The sequence below is a fragment of the Amycolatopsis sp. NPDC031561 genome (genome assembly GCF_055580625.1).
In genome coordinates this window covers 449395-469492 of the sequence record NZ_JBVILA010000004.1, presented here as the reverse complement: position 1 = coordinate 469492, position 20098 = coordinate 449395, and the positions used below count along the sequence as shown (strand labels likewise).

Genomic DNA, 20098 nt, shown 5'->3' with positions numbered 1-20098 from the left:
ATCATCTCATTCCCGCGTGCGCACGCGGACCAGGAGGAAGGCCGCCAGGGAAAGACCGGTGGCGACGCTCGCCCACACGAGGTTCTCGTGCAGCAGGACGGCGAAGGTGGCCGCGACGCCCGCGATGGACTGCGCGACGAAACCGCACAGCGCGACGGCGTAGGCACCGTGTCCCGGCACCTCGCTCACCGCGACGGCCATGCTGCTCGGGAAGAGCGCGGCCTGGCCGAAGGTGGTCCCGCAGTACAGGGCGACGAACGTCACGAGCGCGGCCGTGAGCGGGATCCCGGGGATCAGCCACAAGGCGATCGTCAACGCGCCCGCACCGGTCATGACCAGCGCGCCCGCCCGCATCAGCCAGGACGAGCCCTTGCTGCCCGCCAGCCGGTTCACCAGCAACGCGCCGCCGAAGTAGGCCAGCCCGAACAGGAGGCCCAGGCCGCCGTACTGGTCCGCGCTCAGGCCGAAGTGCCGCTGGAAGACGAACGGAGCGACCTCCTGGAGGAGCACGATCGTCGCGAAGCCGAGTCCGGCCGCGATCGTCGGCAGCAGGAACGCCGGAACGGTGAGGATCCGGAGATAGATCCGGATCACGCCGGTCGTCTCCCCGCCGCCCCGGGTGAGCGGGATCGTCAGGGTGCCGATGACGCAGATCACCCCCGCCGCGGTCAGCACGGCGAACCCGGCCTGCCACCCGCCCATCAGCCCGCCGAGGAACTGCCCGCCGCCGAGCGCGGTGACGAACGCGATGGACAGCACCGAAAGCCGTTTGGCGAGCGCGTCGCCGCCGCCGAGGTCCCGGACCGCGATACGGGCGATGATGGCCGCGCCGCCGGCGCCGATCCCTTGCAGGGACCGGAGAATCAGCAGCCAGGCGGGCGCGGTGTTGACGATCAGCACCGCGCTGGAGACGACGAACAGGCCCAGCGCCGCGAGCATCGCCGGACGCCGTCCGAGGCGGTCGGCCAGCCAGCCCCACAGCACCACCGGCGCCGCCGCGCCGATGACGAACAGCGACACCGAGAGCGCCGCGAAGCTGCGCGACACCGCGAAGTCGTGCTCGATCACCGGGAGGGAGGGCAGGTAGATCGTCGTCGCCATCTGGGCCGTGAAGACGACCAGGCAGGCGACCGCCATGGTCGCCCGCACGGCGCGAACCGTGGCCGGGCGTTCGGTTGTGGACGTCACCTTGCCGGACCGTACCGACGGGTAACCCAGCGCGTCGCGGCGTGCCACCCCTTGGGACACGCCCCCAACGCAATTCGTCCTCTAGTTGCGGTAGTTCGACGCTGAACTACCGCCACTAGAGGACGAATTGCGGGACGAGAGAGAGTTAGAAGGGCAGGCCGATGGCGGGGAGGCCGATCGCGGCGTCCACGGCCAGCGCGACGAACACGATCATCAGGTACGTGTTCGACCGGTGGAACAGCGACATCGGCTTGGTCTCCTCGCCGCGCCGCACCGCCGCGTTGAGGCTGTGCGCGTAGAAGAGGAACCAGCCGCCCGCCAGGATCGCGAACGTCGTGTAGATCCAGCTCGTCACCGGGACCAGCAGCAGCGTCCAGGCGACCATCACCCACGAGTAGATGACGATCTGCCGCGCCACGTGCTGCGGGGTGGCGACCACCGGCAGCATCGGAACGCCGGCGCGCTCGTAGTCGTCGCGGTACTTCATGCCCAGCGCCCAGGTGTGCGGCGGGGTCCAGAAGAAGATGACGCCGAACATCACGAACGCGGGCCACTCGACGGTGCCGGTGACGGCGGCCCAGCCGATGACGACCGGCATGCAGCCCGCCGCCCCGCCCCAGACCACGTTCTGTGACGTACGCCGCTTCAGCACCAGCGTGTAGACGAAGATGTAGAACAGGATCGTCGCGATCGCGAGGATCGCCGAGAGCAGGTTCACCGTGAAATAGAGCACCACGGCGGACAGCACGCCGAGTACGAGACCGAAGATCAGCGCGCCGCGGCGGGGCACCGATTCCTTCACCAGCGGACGGCGCTTGGTGCGGTTCATCACCTTGTCGATGTCCGCGTCGATGACGCAGTTCAAGGCGTTCGCACTGCCGGCGGCCATGGTGCCGCCCACGAGCGTCGCGAGTACCAGCCAAGGCGACGGGATTTCCCGGCCTGCCAGGAACATCGCGGGAATCGTGGTGACGAGGAGGAGCTCGATCACCCTGGGCTTCGCGAGGGCGGCGTACGCGCCGACGACCTGGCGGATTGTTCGCCGGCCACCGTGCGGTCGTTCACCGGTCGGATGTACGGCGCTGGTGCTGTCACTGCGTCCGTGCGCAGCGTTCACCAACGACATTTCACTCCCTGCGTCAGTTTTCGGGGCGGGGCCCACCAGGCTTCCGGGTGATGTGGCGGGCCCCGGATCCCTGCGTTCTGAACCCTTCCTCGATGTTAGACGTGCTGTTTCCAGAGGGTGATCGCGGGTCCTCGACCGGCCGAACCATTAGGCTGGCCGCGGTAGGTCGCGGCGTGCCTCTGCGAACGGCCCGGAGCAGGAATATCGTCCCTTCCGGATCGATTGAGATTAGTAGCGGTACACGTGGGTTACCCACGAGGGAAAGAGAAGCCACAACCTGATGACGGGGAGTTCGAGTTCAGTGTCCGAAACCGCCTCTACCAGCGAGAAGAACCCACTCCTCCGGCGCAACGTGCCCGCCGACTGGACCGACCTCGACACGCGGGCCGTCGACACCGTTCGGGTGCTCGCCGCGGACGCGGTCGAGAACTGCGGCAGCGGTCACCCCGGCACCGCGATGAGCCTCGCGCCGCTCGCCTACACGCTGTTCCAGCGGACGCTGCGTCATGACCCGGCGGACCCCGAGTGGCCCGCCCGCGACCGCTTCATCCTCTCCGCAGGACACTCGAGCCTGACCCTCTACATCCAGCTGTACCTCGCCGGATTCGGCCTGGAGCTGGAAGACCTGAAGCAGCTTCGCAAATGGGACTCGAAGACCCCGGGTCACCCGGAGTACCGCCACACCAAGGGCGTCGAGACCACCACCGGCCCGCTCGGCCAGGGTCTCGCCAACGGCGTCGGCATGGCGATGGCGGCCCGCCGCGAGCGCGGCCTGCTGGACCCGGAGCCCGCCGTCGGCGAAAGCATCTTCGACCACTACGTCTACGTGGTCGCCTCCGACGGTGACATCGAAGAGGGCGTCACCGCCGAGGCTTCGTCGATCGCCGGCCGCCAGGAGCTCGGCAACCTGATCGTCTTCTGGGACGACAACGAGATCTCGATCGAGGACGACACCAAGATCGCGCTGTCCGAGGACGTCGTGAAGCGCTACGAGGCCTACGGGTGGCACACCCAGGTCGTCGAGGGTGGCGAGGACGTCGTCGCGATCGAAGAGGCCATCAAGGCCGCGAAGGCGGAGACCGAGCGCCCGTCCTTCATCGCGCTGAAGACCGTCATCGGGTACCCGGCGCCGAAGAAGATGGGCACCGGCAAGGCTCACGGTGCCGCGCTGGGCGCCGAAGAGGTCGCCGCGGTCAAGGAGATCCTCGGCTTCGACCCGGAGCAGAACTTCCAGGTCGACGACGAGGTCATCGCGCACACCCGCCAGGCCGTCGACCGCGGCAAGACCGCGCGCGCCGAATGGCAGGAGAAGTTCGAGGCGTGGGGCGCCGCCAACCCGGAGCGCAAGAAGATCGCGGACCGGATGTCCACCCGCACGCTTCCCGAGGGCTTCGCCGACAACCTGCCGACGTGGGAGCCGGACGCCAAGGGCATCGCGACCCGCAAGGCCTCCGGTGAGGTGCTCAACGCGCTCGCTGAGCCGCTTCCCGAGCTGTGGGGCGGTTCCGCGGACCTCGCGGAGAGCAACAACACCACCATGAAGGGGGCCGACTCGTTCGGCCCGGAGAAGGCTTCCACCGACATGTGGAAGACCAGCCCGTACGGCCGGACGCTGCACTTCGGCATCCGCGAGCACGCGATGGGCTCGATCCTCAACGGCATCGCGCTGCACGGCGGCACCCGTCCCTACGGCGCGACGTTCCTGATCTTCTCCGACTACATGCGCCCGCCCGTGCGGCTGGCCGCGCTGATGAAGGCGCCGGTCACCTACGTGTGGACGCACGACTCGATCGGCCTGGGCGAGGACGGCCCCACCCACCAGCCGATCGAGCAGCTCTCCTCGCTGCGCGCGATCCCCGGCCTCAACGTCGTCCGCCCGGCGGACGCCAACGAGACCGCGTACGCGTGGAAGGCCGTCCTGGAGGACGTCCACCACCCGTCGGGCCTCGCGCTCACCCGGCAGAACGTGCCGGTCCTGGAGGGCACCAGCGCCGAAGGCGTCAAGCGGGGCGGCTATGTCCTCGCCGAAGCGTCCGACGGCAAGCCCCAGGTCGTGCTGATCGCGACCGGCTCCGAGGTCCAGCTGGCCGTCGAGGCCCGCAAGACCCTCGAAGCCGACGGCATCACGGCGAGCGTCGTCTCGATGCCGTGTGTCGAGTGGTTCGACGCGCAGGACCAGTCCTACAAGGACTCCGTGCTGCCGCCGTCGGTCAAGGCACGCGTCTCCGTCGAAGCCGGTATCGCCCTTTCGTGGCACCGCTTCACCGGTGACGCCGGGGAGAACGTCTCGATCGAGCACTTCGGTGCCTCGGCCGACGCCGGCACTCTGTTCCGCGAGTTCGGTTTCACCGCGGAAGCCGTCGTCGACGCCGCCCGTCGCTCGATCGCCAACACCAAGAACTGAAGGGGAGCCAAGCATGAGCAACGACAAGCTCGCGCAGCTGTCGGAGGCCGGGGTATCGATCTGGCTCGACGACCTGTCCCGTGAGCGCCTGAACACCGGCAACCTCGCCGGTCTCGTCCGCGACAAGCACGTCGTGGGCGTGACGACCAACCCGACGATCTTCGCGAACGCGATGTCGAAGGGCGAAGCGTACGACGAGCAGACCAAGGAGCTCGCCGCGCGCGGCGCCGACGTCGAGGCCACCATCCGCGAGCTGACCACCACCGACGTGCGCAACGCCGCGGACCTGTTCCGCGACGTCTACACCGCCACGAACGGGGTCGACGGCCGAGTGTCCATCGAGGTGGACCCGCGGCTGGCGAAGGAGACCGACAAGACGGTCGCCGAGGCGCAGGACCTGTGGAAGACCGTGGACCGGCCGAACGTGCTGATCAAGATCCCGGCGACCGAAGAAGGTCTCCCGGCGATCACCCGCACGCTGGCCGAAGGCATCAGCGTCAACGTCACGCTGATCTTCTCGGTCGAGCGCTACAAGAAGGTCATCGAGGCCTACTTCGCCGGGCTCGAGCAGGCCAAGGCCAACGGCCACGACCTCAAGGGCATTCACTCGGTCGCGTCGTTCTTCGTGTCCCGTGTGGACACCGAGATCGACAAGCGGCTCGACGCCATCGGCACCGACGAAGCCAAGGCGCTGCGCGGCGAGGCCGCCATCGCCAACGCGCGGCTCGCGTACGCGGCGTTCGAAGAGCTCTCCGCCACGGACCGCTGGAAGAAGCTCGCCGAGGCGGGCGCGAACGCGCAGCGTCCGCTGTGGGCCTCCACCGGCGTGAAGGACCCGGAGTACTCCGACACCCGCTACGTGGACCAGCTGGTCGTCAAGGACACGGTCAACACGATGCCGGAGAAGACCCTCGACGCGGCCGCGGACCACGCCGACGTCACCGGTGACACGGTGACCGGCAAGGGCGCCGACGCGCAGGCCGTCTTCGACAAGCTGAGCGCCGTCGGCATCGACATCACGGACGTGTTCCTCACCCTCGAGAACGAGGGTGTCGAGAAGTTCGAGAAGTCCTGGGTGGAACTTCTCGAGACCGTCACCGGGCAGCTGGAAAAGGCAAAGGACTGAACTGGACCATGGCAGGGGAAACGACCGGCGTCGAAATAGTCGACGCCGCCCTGGCCGGCGAAGCCGCTCCGTTCGCGGAGCGGCTCGTCGCCGATCAGGTCGCATCGAAATTGGCGTCCCAGGACGCCACACTGTGGGGTCCCGAAGCCGAGTCCGAAGCGTCGATCCGTCTCTCGTGGACGACGCTGCACAAGTCCTCGCGGCCGTTGATCGGCGAGATCGAGGCACTGCGGACCGACCTGCGCTCGGAGGGCGTCGACCGCGTCGTCCTCGCCGGCATGGGCGGTTCGTCGCTGGCACCTGAAGTGATCACCGCGACGGACGGCGTCGCGCTGACCGTGCTCGACACCACCGACCCGGGTCAGGTCGCCGACGCGCTCGCCGGTGACCTGGAGCGGACGGTCATCGTCGTGTCGTCGAAGTCCGGCGGCACCGTCGAGACCGACAGCCACCGGCGGATCTTCGCGAAGGCCTTCGCCGACGCGGGCATCGACGCGGCGCGGCGGATCGTGGTCGTCACCGACCCGGGCTCGCCGTTCGCGGAACTGTCCGAAAAGGAGGGTTACCGCAAGGTCTTCCTCGCCGACCCGAACGTCGGCGGCCGCTATTCGGCGCTGACCGCGTTCGGGCTCGTCCCGGCAGGGCTCGCCGGCGCGGACGTCGCCCGCCTGCTCGACCAGGCCGCTTCGGTGGCGGACACGCTGGCAGCCGACTCCGTGGACAACCCCGCGGTCAAGCTGGCGGCGGCGTGGGTCGCGGCGCACGAAAAGGGCGCCGAGAAAGTCGTCATCGCTGACACTGGATCCGGCATCAAGGGCTTCGCCGACTGGGCGGAGCAGCTGATCGCCGAGTCCACCGGCAAGCAGGGCACCGGTCTCCTGCCGGTCGCCGTCGAGGGCCCGGACTCCCCCGGGTTCGCCGACGCCAAGGACGACGCCACCCCGGTGGCCGTCGGTCAGGCCGAAGGCACCGCGAAGATCTCCGTGACCGGCTCGCTCGGCGCGCAGTTCCTGCTGTGGGAGTTCGCCACCGCGTTCGCCGGACGGCTGCTCGGGATCAACCCGTTCGACCAGCCCGACGTCGAGGCCGCCAAGAAGGCCGCGCGGTCGCTGCTCGACAACCCGGACAAGCTCAAGGGGGGCGAAGAGCCGTCCACTGTGGACGGCGCGGTCCAGGTGTTCGGCTCGGATGGAGTGACCACCGACGGGAAGCTCGCGGACATTCTGCGGGCTTTCTTCGACTCCGCACCGGAAACCGGCTACATCGCGGTGCAGGCGTACCTCGACCGTCTCGACGACGCGTCGACGTCGCTCCTGCGCGGCGAGATCGCCAAGCGGACCGGCCGCCAGACCACCTTCGGGTGGGGGCCGCGGTTCCTGCACTCCACCGGCCAGTATCACAAGGGCGGGCACCAGAACGGCGTCTTCCTGCAGATCACCGGCGCGGTCGAGCAGGATCTCGACGTTCCGGACCGGCCGTACACGCTCGGCGTCCTGCAGCACGCTCAGGCGCTGGGTGACGGCCAGGTGCTCGCGGAGCACGGTCGTCCGGTGCTGCGGCTGCACCTCACCGACCGGGCCGCCGGCCTGGCCGAACTGGTCCGCGCGGTACAGGAGGCAGGCGAGTGACCCGAGCCTGGAGCAACCCGCTGCGCGACCCGCGCGACAAGCGGCTGCCGAGGATCGCCGGGCCGTCCAGCCTGGTGATCTTCGGCGTGACCGGTGACCTCGCCCGCAAGAAGCTGATGCCGGCGATCTACGACCTCGCCCACCGCGGGCTGCTGCCCGCCGGGTTCTCGCTGGTCGGTTTCGCCCGCCGGGACTGGGAGCACCAGGACTTCGGCGAGCTCGTGCACGACTCGGTCAAGGAGCACGCGCGGACGCCGTTCAAGGAGTCGGTGTGGAACCGGCTCGCCGAAGGCATCCGTTTCGTGCAGGGCACCTTCGACGACGACGACGCCTTCGACAGGCTCGCGCAGACGGTCAAGGACCTCGACGCCGAACGTGGGACCGGTGGCAACACCGCGTTCTACCTGTCGATCCCGCCGAGCGCGTTCCCGGTGGTGACCAAGCAGCTCGCCCGCTCCGGCCTCGCCGACGCGAGCGACGACACCTGGCGCCGCGTGGTCATCGAGAAGCCGTTCGGCCGCGACCTCAAGAGCGCCAAGGAGCTCAACGAGATCGTGAACGACGTCTTCCCCGAGGAGTCGGTGTTCCGCATCGACCACTACCTCGGCAAGGAGACGGTGCAGAACCTGCTGGCGCTGCGGTTCGCGAACCAGCTGTTCGAGCCGATCTGGAACGCCAACTACGTCGACCACGTGCAGATCACCATGGCCGAGGACATCGGTCTCGGCGGCCGCGCGGGGTACTACGACGGCATCGGCGCCGCACGCGACGTCATCCAGAACCACCTGCTGCAGCTCCTCGCGCTGACCGCGATGGAGGAGCCGGTCTCGTTCGCGCCGCGCGCGCTGCGGTCCGAGAAGGTCAAGGTGCTTTCGGCGACGAAACCCTTGGGACCGCTGGAAGAGACCACCGCGCGCGGGCAGTACGCGGGCGGCTGGCAGGGCGGCTCGAAGGTGCCGGGCCTGCTGCAGGAAGACGGTTTCGCGAAGGACTCGACCACCGAGACCTACGCCGCGGTGACGCTGGAGGTGCAGAACCGCCGCTGGGCGGGCGTGCCGTTCTACCTGCGCACCGGCAAACGCCTGGGCCGCCGGGTCACCGAGATCGCCGTGGTGTTCAAGCGGGCGCCGCATCTGCCGTTCGACTCGACCTCGACCGAGGAACTGGGCCAGAACGCGCTGGTGATCCGGGTGCAGCCCGACGAGGGCATCACGCTGCGGTTTGGGTCGAAGGTGCCGGGGACCACGATGGAGGTCCGCGACGTCACCATGGACTTCGGCTACGGGCACGCGTTCACCGAGTCCTCGCCGGAGGCCTACGAGCGGCTCATCCTGGACGTGCTGCTCGGCGAGCCGTCGCTATTCCCGGTGAACGAAGAGGTCGAACTGTCCTGGGAGATCCTCGACCCGATCCTCGACCACTGGGCCAAGAAGGGCGCGCCCGAGGCGTACCCGCCTGGTTCGTGGGGACCGCCGTCCGCGGACGAAATGCTGGAACGTACCGGCCGGAACTGGAGGCGTCCGTGATCATCGACCTGCCGTCGACCACGACGTCGCAGCTGAACAAGAAACTCGTCGAGATCCGCGAACAAGGCGGGCAGGTGGCACTCGGCCGGGTGCTGACGCTGGTCATAGTGGCCGACGACGACGACCGGCTCGAAGAAGCGATCGAAGCCGCCAACGAGGCCAGCCGGGAGCACCCCTCGCGGGTGATCGTGGTGGCCAAGGGCGCGCGGACCGCGGCACCGCGGATCGACGGCCAGATCCGGGTCGGCGGCGACGCCGGCGCGAGCGAGGTCATCGTCCTGCGGCTCTACGGTCCGCTGGCCTCGCAGGGGCAGAGTGCGGTCGTGCCGCTGCTCCTGCCCGACGCGCCGATCGTCACCTGGTGGCCCGGCACCGGCCCGAAGGCGCCCGCCAAGGACCCGCTCGGTGAACTGGCCCAGCGCCGGATCACCGACTCCGCGGCGGAGAAGGCGCCGGTGCGGGCACTCACCACCCGGGCAAAGTCCTATGTGGAGGGTGACACCGACCTGGCGTGGACCCGGCTGACCAGCTGGCGCGCCCAGCTGGTGTCCGCTTTGGACCTTCCGCCGCATGAGAAGGTCACCGGGGCGACCGTGACCGGTGAGGCCGACTCCCCGTCGACCGAACTGCTCGCGGGCTGGCTGGCCGAGTACCTCAAGGTGCCGGTGAAGCGGGTCAAGAGCACCGGTGCCGCGGGCATCATCTCGGTGACGCTGGAGCGGCGTTCCGGCCCGGTGGAACTGCACCGGCCGGACGGGCGGGTCGGCACGCTGACCCAGCCGGGCCAGCCGACGCGCCGGATCGCCCTGCAGCGGCGGGACAACAAGGACTGCCTGATCGAGGAGCTGCGGCGGCTCGACCCGGACGAGGTCTACGAGGCTTCGCTGAACGGGCTCTCCAAGATCTCGTCGGGCACCACGGTCAAGGCCGCTCCGGCGAAGAAGGCGGCCCCGGCCGCTTCCAAGAAGAAGGCCCCTGTCGCCGCTTCGAAGAAGAGCGCCTCATGAGCAAGACCGAGGTCGTCGTCTACCAGAACCCGGACCTCCTGGCCGCCGCCACGGCGGCCAGGCTGGTCACCCGGATCGTCGACGTCCAGGCCGCCAAGGGCTCGGCTTCGGTGGTGCTCACCGGCGGCGGCACCGGGATCGCGATCCTACGGGAACTGCGTGACTCCAGCGCCCGTGACGCCATCGACTGGTCGCGTCTCGACCTCTACTGGGGCGACGAGCGTTTCGTCCCGGCGGACTCCGACGAGCGCAACGAGAAGCAGGCCCGCGAGGCCCTGCTCGACCATGTCCCGCTCGACCCGAAGCGGGTGCACGCCATGGCACCCTCCGACGGCGAGTTCGGCGACGACGTAGATGCCGCCGCCGCGGCCTACGCGGAGGTCCTGGCGGCCAACGACGCGGCCTTCGACATCATGCTGCTGGGCCTCGGCGGGGAGGGGCACACCGCCTCGATCTTCCCGGAAAGCCCCGCGGTGTACGAGAAGGAGCTTTCGGTCGTCGCGGTCCGCGACTGCCCGAAGCCGCCGCCGACCCGGATCTCGCTGACCCTGCCCGCGATCCGTCGCGCGCAGGACATCTGGCTGGTCACCGGCGGCGACGCCAAGGCGGACGCCGTCGCACAGGCGCTGGCCGGGGCGGGCGAGGTCCAGATCCCGGTGGCGGGAGCACGCGGCAGCCGTCGCACGCTCTGGCTGCTGGACCAGGGCTCCGCCTCGAAGCTGACGAAGGTCTATCAAACGCCTGCGGGCTGACCTTCTCTTTGCGCGTGAAGGCCCCCTTCCCTCGGCTCAGCCGAGGGAAGGGGGCCTTCACGCGTTTCCGGGGCCTCGTGACACTCCCATGGCGGAAGTCCGGGAGGGTCTCTCTTCACTACTCTGAAGGTCGAGCAGGACGCACGGAAGGGTCACCGTGCGACCACGAAACGTGACGAAGATCAAAAACCGGCACCACTGGCGTCAGAACCGGCGCCGGCATCCGTCGGAGTGATCAGCGGACCACCGAGCCCAGGTGGTCCGGTGTGGATCCGACCGACCGAACGTTCATGCACTTGTCCGCAGAACGGACAGTGACCGGACAGTCGCTAGCCCGACTGGGGGAAACTTACCGTCCTGGTACATCCACCCGTTAGCATCCGCACATTTGTTCGTTCCTGCGCGTCCCGATCGGGCGAAGAACACGTCTCTTCATTCAAGTCCACAAGACGAGTGAGGTCGCCAGCGATGAGCACAGAGGGTCTCTCGATGCCAGGTATCTCGGTGGGCGGCTCCGGAGCGGACGCCGCCGAGCGGATGCGCCGTGCCGCCGGGGTCATGTCGTTCGCCAAGATCAAACGTCCGGCGCTGGTCGCGCTGGGCGTCGACACACTCGCGATCTTCCTGGCCGCACTCGACGTGTGGCTGGTGATCCCCGAAAAGGCCCAGCCGTACTCCATCTACCTGTCCGGCGCCGCGTGCCTCGGCCTCGCCTTCCGCCGCAAGCTGCCGTTCCTCGCGGTGATCGTGACCGTCCCCGGCTTCCTGGCGGGATGGTCCCAGCTGGCCGCGATGATCGCGCTCGGCTTCCTCGCCACCCGGAAGCAGATGCACTGGCAGACCTGGACGGGGTTCGCGCTCGTCTTCACCTGCCGGTTCGTCCAGTGGCCGCTGGCCGACTTCGTCGAGCTCAGCTGGCGTGAACACGTCCTGGACGGGATCTACGGCGTCATCGTCGCCGGGATGCCGGTGGCCATCGGCCTGCTCATCGGAGCTCGGACCGAGATCTCGCAGAAGCTCTCCGAACTCGCCGCCAGCCGCGACCGCGAACGCCGCTTCCACGCCGACGCGGTCCGCGCGGAGGAACGGGCCCGCCTCGCGCGGGAGATGCACGACGTCGTCTCGCATCAGATCACGCTGATCGCGATGCAGGCCGGCGCGTTGCAGGCGCAGACCACCGACCCGCGCTCGCTCGAGACCGCGCTGGTCATCCGGAAACTCAGCACCAAGACCCTGGAAGAGCTGCGTTCACTCGTGAGCGTGCTCCGCTCGGGCTCCGAGGACGACGGGCCGCGGCCCGGGATCAACGAACTCGACCGGCTGATCCGCGGCTCGGACGTCCCGGTGCACCTCACCGTCGAGCGGATCCCCGAGCTCCTGCCGAGCCAGGTGTCGGCGGCCGCCTACCGGACGGTGCAGGAATGCCTGACCAACGTGCACAAACACGCACCGGGTGCCACCGCGACCATTCGGATCCAGGGCGAGCACGGTTCCCTCAAGGTCGAGATACGCAATGAGCGCGCCCGGACGTCCGGTGCGTCCCTGCCGTCGGGAGGGCATGGGCTGACCGGTCTGGCCGAACGCGCTCGACTGCTGGGTGGGAGTTTCGAGACCGCCGACACCGAGGACGGCGGGTTCCGGGTGCGTGCCCGGTATCCGCTCGACCGATGACCGGCCGGCCGGTGGAGGCGCGCTGAACCCGCGTCTCCGGCGGCGAGGCGCACCCACCTGGTGTTGACATGCCAAACGCCCGCGTCCTGGCGACGGATCGCGGACGCGGGCTTCAGCCCTGGAAGACCGGAGGCTAGATCTCCCGGCGCTGGCGCAACCGCTCCAGCGCCTCGGCGAGGATGGCCTCACCGTCGGCGTCGGAACGCCGTTCCTTCACGTAGGCGAGGTGGGTCTTGTAAGGCTCGGTCCGCGGCGCGGCAGGTGGGTTCTTCTCGTCCTGCCCACCCGGAAGCCCGCAGCGTGGGCAGTCCCACTCTTCGGGAATCTCGGCGTCCATCGAGAACGACGGCTGCGCCTCGTGCCTGTTGGCACACCAGTAGGAAATGCGGCGCCGCGGCGCCGACTCACCCCGTTCCGATTCGCCCGAAGGTCCGGCACCCACACGGGTGCCCCGAATCGCGTTACCGCCAACCATGAATCCTCACACCTATAGGGATCGGCGGCGCGCCCCCCATAGGCACGCCGAAACACCTGGATCGATCAGACCTTGAGCAGGAGCCCCAGGCCGATGATGCTGATCAGCCACACCGCGCCCAGCAGGAGCGTGATCCGGTCGAGGTTCTTCTCGGCCACGCTCGAGCCGGAAAGGCTCGACTGCATACCGCCACCGAACAGCGACGACAGACCGCCACCACGACCGCGGTGCAGCAACACGGCGACCACCAGGAAAAAGCTTGAGGCGATCAACAGGATTTGCAGGAACAGCTTCATGTCATCCTCTGCGCTCTTGGAGAATGCAGGAAAACGGTGCGTGCCGATAGTTCGTGACTACCAGAACACACCGTACTCCTGGACTCGTCCACTGCTGTGTGACGGACCGGATACACAGGTTACCCGGTTGGTGCCCCGATCAGGGCAGGGGCCCGCCCGCGGCGAGTGCGCAGAGTTTGGTGAACTCGTCACCATCCAGGCTGGCACCACCAACGAGGGCACCATCGATGTTCTCGCAGGCGACGAGGTCACTGATGTTGTTGGCCTTCGCCGAGCCGCCGTAGAGCACGCGGACCGAGGACGCGACCTCGGCACCGTACTTTTCGGCGAGGGTGGCGCGGATGGCTCCGCACACCTCCTCGGCGTCCTGCGGGGTCGCGACCTTGCCGGTCCCGATGGCCCAGACCGGCTCGTAGGCGACGACGACGTCCTTGACCTGCTCGTTCTTGAGCCCCTTGAGGCCCTCGACCAGCTGGTTCGTGGTGTGGGCGATGTGCTCGCCAGCCTCGCGGACCTCGAGCTTCTCCCCCACGCACAGGATCGGCGTGATGCCGTGCTTGAGCGCGGCCTTGACCTTCTTGTTGACCAGTTCGTCGGACTCGCCGTGGTACTCGCGCCGTTCCGAGTGCCCGACGGTGACGAAGCTGCAGCCCAGCTTCTTCAGCATCACGCCCGACACGTCACCGGTGTAGGCACCGGAGTCGTGCGGCGACAGGTCCTGGGCGCCGTAGGTGAGCGACAGCTTGTCGCCGTCGGTCAGCGTCTGGACGCTGCGGATGTCGGTGAACGGCGGCAGGACCGCGACGTCGACCTTCGCGTAGTACTTCTCCGGCAGGGCGAAGGCGATCTTCTGAACCAGCGCGATGGCTTCGAGGTGGTTCTGGTTCATCTTCCAGTTACCGGCGATGAGCGGTTTACGCGCCACTAGTCGTTCTCTCCCAGCACAGCGACTCCGGGCAGTTCCTTGCCCTCCAGGTACTCCAGCGACGCGCCGCCGCCGGTCGAGATGTGCGAGAAGCCGTCCTCGGGAAGGCCGAGCTGCCGCACGGCCGCGGCGGAGTCGCCACCGCCGACCACGGTGAAGGCGTCGCTCTTGACGAGCGCTTCGGCCACGGCACGGGTGCCGCCGGCGAAGGACTCGAACTCGAACACGCCCATCGGGCCGTTCCAGAACACGGTCGCGGCGTCGGCCAGCTTGCCCGCGAACAGCTCGCGCGACTTCGGGCCGATGTCGAGACCCATGCGGTCGGCCGGGATGGCCGACGCGTCGACGACGTCGAACTCGGCGTCGGCGGCGAAGCCCGTCGCGGCGAGGAAGTCCACCGGCAGGATCAGTTCGACGCCACGCTTCTCCGCCTCGGCGAGGAAACCGGCGACCTGCTCCAGCTGGTCTTCCTGCAACAGCGATTTGCCGACCTCGTGGCCCTGGGCCTTGAGGAAGGTGTACGCCATGCCGCCGCCGATGAGCAGCCTGTCGACCTTGGTCAGCAGGTTGGCGATCACCGCCAGCTTGTCCGACACCTTCGCGCCGCCGAGCACGACCACATAGGGCCGGGCGAGCACAGTGTCTTTACCGGCAAGCTTCTTGAGGACGTCGACCTCGGCCAGCACCAGACCGCCCGCGTACGCCGGAAGCGCCCGCGCGATCTCGTAGACCGAGGCCTGCTTGCGGTGCACGACACCGAAACCGTCGGAGACGAACGCGCCGCCCGGGACGAGCGCGGCCAGCTCGGCGGCCAGTTCCTGACGCTCCGCCTCGACCTTGCTGGTCTCGCGCGCGTCGAAACGCACGTTCTCCAGCAGGGCGACCTGACCGTCGGTCAGGCCCGCGACGGTGGCCTTGGCGGACTCGCCGACCAGGTCACCGGCCAGCGGGACGTCGACGCCGAGCAGCTCGGTGAGCTTCGCGGCGACGGGCGCGAGCGAGAACTTCGGGTCCGGCTCGCCCTTGGGACGGCCGAGGTGCGCCGTGACGACCACCTTCGCGCCCGCCTCGGCGAGGCGCTTGAGGGTCGGCAGGGCAGCGCGGACGCGGCCGTCGTCGGTGATCTTGTCCCCGTCGAGGGGGACGTTCAGGTCGGAACGTACGAGTACGAACCGGCCCGAAACGTCCCCGCTCAGCAGGTCTTCGAGGTTCTTCAGCGTCATCGGTCAGGAAAGCTTGTTGCCGACGAGCTTGACGAGGTCGGCGAGGCGGTTGGAGTAGCCCCACTCGTTGTCGTACCAGCCGATGACCTTGACCTGGTTGCCGATGACCTTGGTCAGCGGCGCGTCGTAGATGCAGGACGCCGGGTCGGTGACGATGTCGGCCGAAACGATCGGGTCCTCGTTGTAGCGCAGGATGCCGGCCAGGGGGCCCTCGGCGGCGGCCTTGTACGCGGCGTTGATCTCCTCGAGGGTCGCGCTCTTGGTCAGCGTGACGGTGAGGTCGGTGGCCGAGCCCGTCGGGATCGGGACGCGCAGCGCGTAGCCGTCCAGCTTGCCCTGCAGCTCCGGCAGGACCAGGCCGATGGCCTTGGCGGCACCGGTCGAGGTCGGGACGATGTTCAGCGCGGCGGCGCGGGCGCGGCGCAGGTCCTTGTGCGGCGCGTCCTGCAGGTTCTGGTCCTGCGTGTACGCGTGGATGGTGGTCATCAGGCCCTGCTCGATGCCGAACGAGTCCTGCAGGACCTTGGCCAGCGGGCCGAGGCAGTTCGTGGTGCAGGAGGCGTTCGAGATGATGTTCTGCGAGCCGTCGTACTTGTCGTCGTTGACGCCCAGCACCACGGTCAGGTCCTCGCCCTTGGCGGGCGCGGAGATGATGACCTTCTTCGCGCCGCCGGCGAGGTGCGCCTTCGCGGCGTCGGCGTTGGTGAAGAAGCCGGTCGACTCGACGACGACGTCCACGCCCAGGTCGCCCCAGGGCAGGTTGGCCGGGTCGCGCTCGGCGAGGGCCTTGATCGTCTTGCCGTCCACGACGATGCCCTCGTCGCTGACGCTGACCTCGCCCGGGAAGCGGCCGAGGATGGAGTCGTACTTGAGCAGGTGGGCCATCGTGGCGACGTCGCCGAGGTCGTTGAAAGCGACAACCTCGATGTCGTGACCGGCGGCCTGCACGGCCCGGAAGAAGTTGCGGCCGATGCGGCCGAAGCCGTTGACACCTACGCGAACCGTCACTGCTGCCACTCCCTAGAGACTCGTCCGGGATCGCCCCGGTAAGACGTCCTTTACTCGGGCGCAACCCTAGCGTGCGTGCTCGGGCGACCCTCTTTGCCCTGACGAGACTTCCACCACTCGGTGGGTCAGGTCAAGAATCGATTAAGTGCATCGCCACCAGGACGTCTTGGGAAAACTCTCAGCTTCGTTGTGCTAGCCGTCGCTCCAGCGGGGTGCGCATCCGTGGCGTGACTCGCACCTCTCCGAACCACCCGGCCAGGTGGTTCGCCTCCGCCTCGACGGCCCGTTCGACGTCCGAGCCGACGTCCTCCAGGAAGTGGTGGACGACCTCGCCGTCCGGACGCTGGGCCCAGCCGCCGACGATCCGGCCGTCGGCCCAGACGGTGGGCCCGATGTTGCCCGTGCCGTCGAACAGCGGGGCGCGGTGCGGCCCGAGGTACCAGTCCCGCTCGATCCACCCCATCGACGTCGGGTCGAGCGACGGGAGCAGCGCGACCCACGGTCCGGGCTCCGCGACCGGCTCCAGATCGTCGGCGAGCACCACGCCGGGGACACCGTCGAGGTCGACCTCGATCGGCTGAACGGCCGCGAGTGCCTTCTTCGTCTGGCCGGCCGTCCAGCCCGTCCACCATCGCAGGTCCGCGATCGGTGCCGGGCCGTAGGCGTGAAGCCACTTGCGGGCGAGTTCGGCCCTGGCCTCGTCGGCGTCCCGCTCGGCGATGCCCTGCGGCAGCCAGTCCGCCATCGGGGACCAGTAGTGCTGGCTGCTGATCCAGCTCCCGCGCGGGCGCCCGCGCACGATGCGGCCGTCGACCGCGAGCTGGAACAGGACCCGGCTGGTGACGTTGGCGATCGCCTCGTACGGCTTTCCCTTCGCCATGACGAGTTGCTGCCTCAGCCGGGGCTCGTCCTCGGCGAGCTGTTGTGCCGTCGCGGTACCGCGGGCCTTCAGCGCGCGCTCGGTCGCGTCCTCGACCTCGGCCAGCCAGCGCTCCGGATCGGGCACGTTCTCGGGATGCCCCTGCCTGCCGAGGTGCTGTTCGAGCAGGCGGCGCTGCTTCTTGGCGATGTCCGCCGAGCACGCCGCCTGGACCAGGGCCACGTTCTCCCGTCCGACCACGAAGACCGTGCGGCGCATGCCGAGCATCCGCACCAGCGGGCGCTCTTCGTAGAGCGCGTTCTCCAGTTCCGCGACGCCGTCGCCCCTGACCCGCGCCCACGCCGAGAGGTGGACCGTCGCCGGGTCCGTGGCGTGCAACGCGACGACCGCGTCCGCTGCGGCCCGCACCGACGGGGCGGGCGTGGCGAGGCGATGGCGCACGGCGAGGCGGGCGCGGCGCTGGCGGACGTCGATCTTGAGGGTCACGGACCGGTTCTACCACCGGGCCCCGACAGGACTCCGGGACGCGTGGGTTCCGGTCTACCCGCCGAGTGGGGAAGATTCCGGACGTTCAACGTCCCAAATCCTCCCCGCTCGCCCGCATCACCATCCAGAACAAGCGCTACACGCTCACCAAGATGACATCCGAATCCAGCGGGGAGGCAAATACGGGTCCACCAGAACCGAAACGCCACTCACGACCAGCGGCACCCTCAGACCCGTTCGAGCTCGAAGACCGGGATGACCCGGCTCGTCTTGTTCTGGTACTCGGCGAACTGCGGCATGAGGGCGGACTGCCGGGCGTAGACGTCTTCGCGCTCTGAGCCGGTGAGCACCCGCGCCCGGACCGGGAAGGTCTCGGTGCCGAGCTCGACCTTGGTGTCCGGGTGGGCGACCAGGTTGTGGAACCACGCCGGGTTGTCGTCAGCGCCGCCCTTGCTGGCGAAGATATAGATCCGGTCGTCCTCCAGGAGCGGGACGAGCGGCGCGATCCGCTGGGTGTCGGACTTCGCGCCGGTGTGGTGGACGAGGACCAGCGGGAAGCCCTCGAACATGCCACCCGCCTTGCCGCCGGTCTCGCGGAACTCGGCGATCACGCCGCGGTTGATCTCGTCGAAGTCGAAGTCGATCGTTTCTGCCATGAAGCCGATCGTATGACGCAGCGGGTGACCGTATCGATGCCTGAAATGACCATGAACTTGTCCGTCTGTCGCACTATCCTCGGCACCATGGACCTTTTGGCCGAAATTCTCGCCGTCGGCGGCGTCCGGGGCGCCGCCGGGGCCCGGATCGAGGCGTCCGGGCCGTGGGGAATCCTCTGGCACCGCATCGCCGGCGCGGCCTTCTACGCCGTCACCTGCGGTACGGCCTGGCTGGACCTGCCGGGCCACCCGCCGAGACAGCTCATGCCCGGCGACGTCGTCCTGCTTCCGAACGGGCCGGAACACACCCTGCGCAGCGCCCCCGACGCCCCGATCATTCCCCAGCTGTGCACGGCGGCGGAGCGAGCTCGAAAGTGCGGCGGAGTACTGCGTCTCGGCTCCGGGGACGTGCAGACCCACATCCTCGGCGCGTCGTACGACTACGACCCGGCGGTGTCCATCCAGGTGCTCGCCACCCTGCCGGAACTGGTGCACATCCGCGCGGACCACGGCGGTGGCGGCCTCGACGACACCGTCCGCCTGCTCTCGCGCGAACTGGCCCGTCCGCAGATCGCCACCGAGTTCGTCCTCAACCGGCTCGTCGACATCCTGCTCGTCCAGTTGCTCCGCGTATGGCGAACGGAGAAACCGGCTGAGACGCGGGGAACCTGGCTCGGTGTCCTCGGCGATCCGCTGATCAGCGTGGCCTTGGTCAAGATCCACGAGGACCCGGCGAAACCGTGGACCACCGACGTCCTCGCGGCGGAGCTGTCGACTTCGCGCAGCACGCTGACCCGCCGGTTCCGCGAAACGACCGGCCGCACTCCCGGCGACTACCTCACCCAGTGGCGGATGGACCTGGCCGCGGTCCGGCTCCGCGACACCGGCGACACGGTGGACGCCATCGCCCACTCGGTCGGCTACACGTCGGTGTACGCGTTCAGCCGGGCTTTCCGGCGCGCACGCCACCAAGCCCCTGGGCAGTACCGCGCCTCGGCCCGAGAGGCGCTCAAGCCGGCCGAGTAACGGGAACGACGTCGAGAAGTTCTTTCATGCCTTCGAAATCCTGTGGATTCGTGGTGTAGAGCGGCATCCGGTGCGCGATGGCCACGCTGGCGATCATCAGATCGGCCACCCGCCGCCGGGGTGTCCTGCCCATCGCGAGCACGGACGCCGACACCCGGCCGAAGATCCGGGCCGCCTCGGTACCGAACGGCAGCGGATCGAATTCCGATTCCACCCGTTGCAGCAGATCCGTGCGCCGGGCCCGTTCGGCCGGGTCGGTGGCGTAATGCGGACCCGCCGAAAGCTCGGCGAGCGTGATCGTGCTGATCGACATCAGATCCGGCAGCTGGGCGTGATCGATCGCCCGCCGGAGGATGAGGATGTTCGTGTCGAGCAGGCCGTGAACCTCAGCGGCCATAGGGATCGTCCGCCTCACCTTCGAAAGCGTCGTCGAGGTCCGCGCGGAACCTGTCCGGGTCGATGAGCGGGGCATTGGCCGAGCCGGTGGCGAACTGCTCACGGGAAACGGCGTGCCGGCGACAGAGCGGAACCAGCTGGGCGATGGGCGAGCCGCTGCGGGTCACGGTGAAGGTTTCACCGTGCTCGACCGCGTCCATGATCTCGCCGGACCGGTTCCGGAGATCACGCTGGGAGATCTCGTGCTGAACGCTCATGAATCAATTCTAACACCCTGTGCCCCGCGGTGCCACCCAGTG

General features: G+C 68.7%; 19 protein-coding genes. 8 read left to right on the top strand and 11 right to left on the bottom strand.

Annotated features, from left to right (window positions below; all coding sequences use genetic code 11):
* Positions 1 to 6 precede the first annotated feature (6 nt).
* Both ACZ5IK_RS13840 and ACZ5IK_RS13835 read right to left on the bottom strand, forming a co-directional pair.
* On the bottom strand, positions 7 to 1248 hold the full coding sequence (locus ACZ5IK_RS13840) for an MFS transporter (protein WP_465487987.1): 1242 nt from the start codon (positions 1246 to 1248) through the stop codon (positions 7 to 9).
* 85 nt (positions 1249 to 1333) lie between these two features.
* Positions 1334 to 2314, bottom strand: coding sequence for a heme o synthase (locus tag ACZ5IK_RS13835; RefSeq protein WP_465487986.1), 981 nt, complete (start codon positions 2312 to 2314; stop codon positions 1334 to 1336).
* 301 nt (positions 2315 to 2615) lie between these two features.
* Here ACZ5IK_RS13835 and tkt point away from each other — a divergent pair, with 301 nt between their 5' ends.
* The 7 genes from tkt to ACZ5IK_RS13800 all read left to right on the top strand — a co-directional run bounded on the left by tkt (position 2616) and on the right by ACZ5IK_RS13800 (position 12428).
* Positions 2616 to 4718 carry a transketolase gene (gene tkt / locus ACZ5IK_RS13830; protein ID WP_465487985.1) on the top strand — a complete coding sequence of 701 codons (2103 nt, stop codon included), beginning with the start codon at positions 2616 to 2618 and terminating at the stop codon, positions 4716 to 4718.
* Between the two features lie 13 nt (positions 4719 to 4731).
* Positions 4732 to 5844 carry a transaldolase gene (gene tal, locus ACZ5IK_RS13825; RefSeq protein ID WP_465487984.1) on the top strand — a complete coding sequence of 371 codons (1113 nt, stop codon included), beginning with the start codon at positions 4732 to 4734 and terminating at the stop codon, positions 5842 to 5844.
* Between the two features lie 8 nt (positions 5845 to 5852).
* Positions 5853 to 7472, top strand: coding sequence for a glucose-6-phosphate isomerase (locus ACZ5IK_RS13820; RefSeq protein ID WP_465487983.1), 1620 nt, complete (start codon positions 5853 to 5855; stop codon positions 7470 to 7472).
* On the top strand, positions 7469 to 8998 hold the full coding sequence (gene zwf / locus ACZ5IK_RS13815; RefSeq protein WP_465487982.1) for a glucose-6-phosphate dehydrogenase: 1530 nt from the start codon (positions 7469 to 7471) through the stop codon (positions 8996 to 8998). Before ACZ5IK_RS13820 ends, zwf begins: the two co-directional genes overlap by 4 nt.
* The gene (gene opcA, locus ACZ5IK_RS13810; protein ID WP_465487981.1) at positions 8995 to 10005 is read left to right on the top strand and encodes a glucose-6-phosphate dehydrogenase assembly protein OpcA; all 1011 of its coding nucleotides are present in this window, start codon (positions 8995 to 8997) and stop codon (positions 10003 to 10005) included. Before zwf ends, opcA begins: the two co-directional genes overlap by 4 nt.
* The gene (gene pgl / locus ACZ5IK_RS13805) at positions 10002 to 10757 is read left to right on the top strand and encodes a 6-phosphogluconolactonase (protein ID WP_465487980.1); all 756 of its coding nucleotides are present in this window, start codon (positions 10002 to 10004) and stop codon (positions 10755 to 10757) included. The genes opcA and pgl overlap by 4 nt, the downstream gene beginning before the upstream one ends.
* Positions 10758 to 11225: 468 nt before the next feature.
* Positions 11226 to 12428 carry a sensor histidine kinase gene (locus tag ACZ5IK_RS13800; RefSeq protein ID WP_465487979.1) on the top strand — a complete coding sequence of 401 codons (1203 nt, stop codon included), beginning with the start codon at positions 11226 to 11228 and terminating at the stop codon, positions 12426 to 12428.
* Between the two features lie 133 nt (positions 12429 to 12561).
* On the opposite strand, the gene ACZ5IK_RS13795 is transcribed toward ACZ5IK_RS13800, so the two are convergent.
* The 7 genes from ACZ5IK_RS13795 to ACZ5IK_RS13765 all read right to left on the bottom strand — a co-directional run bounded on the left by ACZ5IK_RS13795 (position 12562) and on the right by ACZ5IK_RS13765 (position 18377).
* Positions 12562 to 12903, bottom strand: coding sequence for an RNA polymerase-binding protein RbpA (locus tag ACZ5IK_RS13795; protein ID WP_026467877.1), 342 nt, complete (start codon positions 12901 to 12903; stop codon positions 12562 to 12564).
* 65 nt (positions 12904 to 12968) lie between these two features.
* Positions 12969 to 13199, bottom strand: coding sequence for a preprotein translocase subunit SecG (gene secG / locus ACZ5IK_RS13790; RefSeq protein WP_005152283.1), 231 nt, complete (start codon positions 13197 to 13199; stop codon positions 12969 to 12971).
* Between the two features lie 139 nt (positions 13200 to 13338).
* On the bottom strand, positions 13339 to 14124 hold the full coding sequence (gene tpiA / locus ACZ5IK_RS13785; RefSeq protein ID WP_465487978.1) for a triose-phosphate isomerase: 786 nt from the start codon (positions 14122 to 14124) through the stop codon (positions 13339 to 13341).
* Positions 14124 to 15341 carry a phosphoglycerate kinase gene (locus ACZ5IK_RS13780; RefSeq protein ID WP_465488029.1) on the bottom strand — a complete coding sequence of 406 codons (1218 nt, stop codon included), beginning with the start codon at positions 15339 to 15341 and terminating at the stop codon, positions 14124 to 14126. The genes tpiA and ACZ5IK_RS13780 overlap by 1 nt, the downstream gene beginning before the upstream one ends.
* Before the next feature lie 9 nt (positions 15342 to 15350).
* A complete protein-coding gene (gap, locus tag ACZ5IK_RS13775) occupies positions 15351 to 16355 on the bottom strand; it encodes a type I glyceraldehyde-3-phosphate dehydrogenase (RefSeq protein WP_125793806.1) in 1005 nt (334 codons plus the stop codon).
* Between the two features lie 178 nt (positions 16356 to 16533).
* Positions 16534 to 17721, bottom strand: a complete 1188-nt coding sequence (locus ACZ5IK_RS13770) for a winged helix DNA-binding domain-containing protein (RefSeq protein WP_465487977.1) — start codon at positions 17719 to 17721, stop codon at positions 16534 to 16536.
* 227 nt (positions 17722 to 17948) lie between these two features.
* Positions 17949 to 18377, bottom strand: a complete 429-nt coding sequence (locus ACZ5IK_RS13765; RefSeq protein ID WP_465487976.1) for a nitroreductase/quinone reductase family protein — start codon at positions 18375 to 18377, stop codon at positions 17949 to 17951.
* A gap of 87 nt (positions 18378 to 18464) precedes the next feature.
* On the opposite strand from ACZ5IK_RS13765, the gene ACZ5IK_RS13760 reads away from it, so the two are divergent.
* On the top strand, positions 18465 to 19403 hold the full coding sequence (locus ACZ5IK_RS13760; protein ID WP_465487975.1) for an AraC family transcriptional regulator: 939 nt from the start codon (positions 18465 to 18467) through the stop codon (positions 19401 to 19403).
* Here the strand turns inward: ACZ5IK_RS13760 and ACZ5IK_RS13755 are convergent.
* Positions 19387 to 19800 carry a PIN domain-containing protein gene (locus ACZ5IK_RS13755; RefSeq protein ID WP_465487974.1) on the bottom strand — a complete coding sequence of 138 codons (414 nt, stop codon included), beginning with the start codon at positions 19798 to 19800 and terminating at the stop codon, positions 19387 to 19389. The two genes, ACZ5IK_RS13760 and ACZ5IK_RS13755, sit on opposite strands and share 17 nt — an antisense overlap.
* A complete protein-coding gene (locus tag ACZ5IK_RS13750; protein ID WP_101606770.1) occupies positions 19790 to 20056 on the bottom strand; it encodes a type II toxin-antitoxin system Phd/YefM family antitoxin in 267 nt (88 codons plus the stop codon). The genes ACZ5IK_RS13755 and ACZ5IK_RS13750 overlap by 11 nt, the downstream gene beginning before the upstream one ends.
* Positions 20057 to 20098 lie beyond the last annotated feature (42 nt).

What these genes read in the sequence shown, in the direction of transcription:
- pgl (WP_465487980.1), top strand. Translation starts at nt 10,002, where the DNA reads ATGAGCAAGACCGAGGTCGTCGTCTACCAGAACCCGGACCTCCTGGCC.
- ACZ5IK_RS13755 (WP_465487974.1), bottom strand. Translation starts at nt 19,800, where the DNA reads ATGGCCGCTGAGGTTCACGGCCTGCTCGACACGAACATCCTCATCCTC.
- ACZ5IK_RS13750 (WP_101606770.1), bottom strand. Translation starts at nt 20,056, where the DNA reads ATGAGCGTTCAGCACGAGATCTCCCAGCGTGATCTCCGGAACCGGTCC.
- ACZ5IK_RS13765 (WP_465487976.1), bottom strand. Translation starts at nt 18,377, where the DNA reads ATGGCAGAAACGATCGACTTCGACTTCGACGAGATCAACCGCGGCGTG.
- secG (WP_005152283.1), bottom strand. Translation starts at nt 13,199, where the DNA reads ATGAAGCTGTTCCTGCAAATCCTGTTGATCGCCTCAAGCTTTTTCCTG.
- tal (WP_465487984.1), top strand. Translation starts at nt 4,732, where the DNA reads ATGAGCAACGACAAGCTCGCGCAGCTGTCGGAGGCCGGGGTATCGATC.
- ACZ5IK_RS13800 (WP_465487979.1), top strand. Translation starts at nt 11,226, where the DNA reads ATGAGCACAGAGGGTCTCTCGATGCCAGGTATCTCGGTGGGCGGCTCC.
- ACZ5IK_RS13760 (WP_465487975.1), top strand. Translation starts at nt 18,465, where the DNA reads ATGGACCTTTTGGCCGAAATTCTCGCCGTCGGCGGCGTCCGGGGCGCC.
- ACZ5IK_RS13820 (WP_465487983.1), top strand. Translation starts at nt 5,853, where the DNA reads ATGGCAGGGGAAACGACCGGCGTCGAAATAGTCGACGCCGCCCTGGCC.
- ACZ5IK_RS13795 (WP_026467877.1), bottom strand. Translation starts at nt 12,903, where the DNA reads ATGGTTGGCGGTAACGCGATTCGGGGCACCCGTGTGGGTGCCGGACCT.
- ACZ5IK_RS13835 (WP_465487986.1), bottom strand. Translation starts at nt 2,314, where the DNA reads ATGTCGTTGGTGAACGCTGCGCACGGACGCAGTGACAGCACCAGCGCC.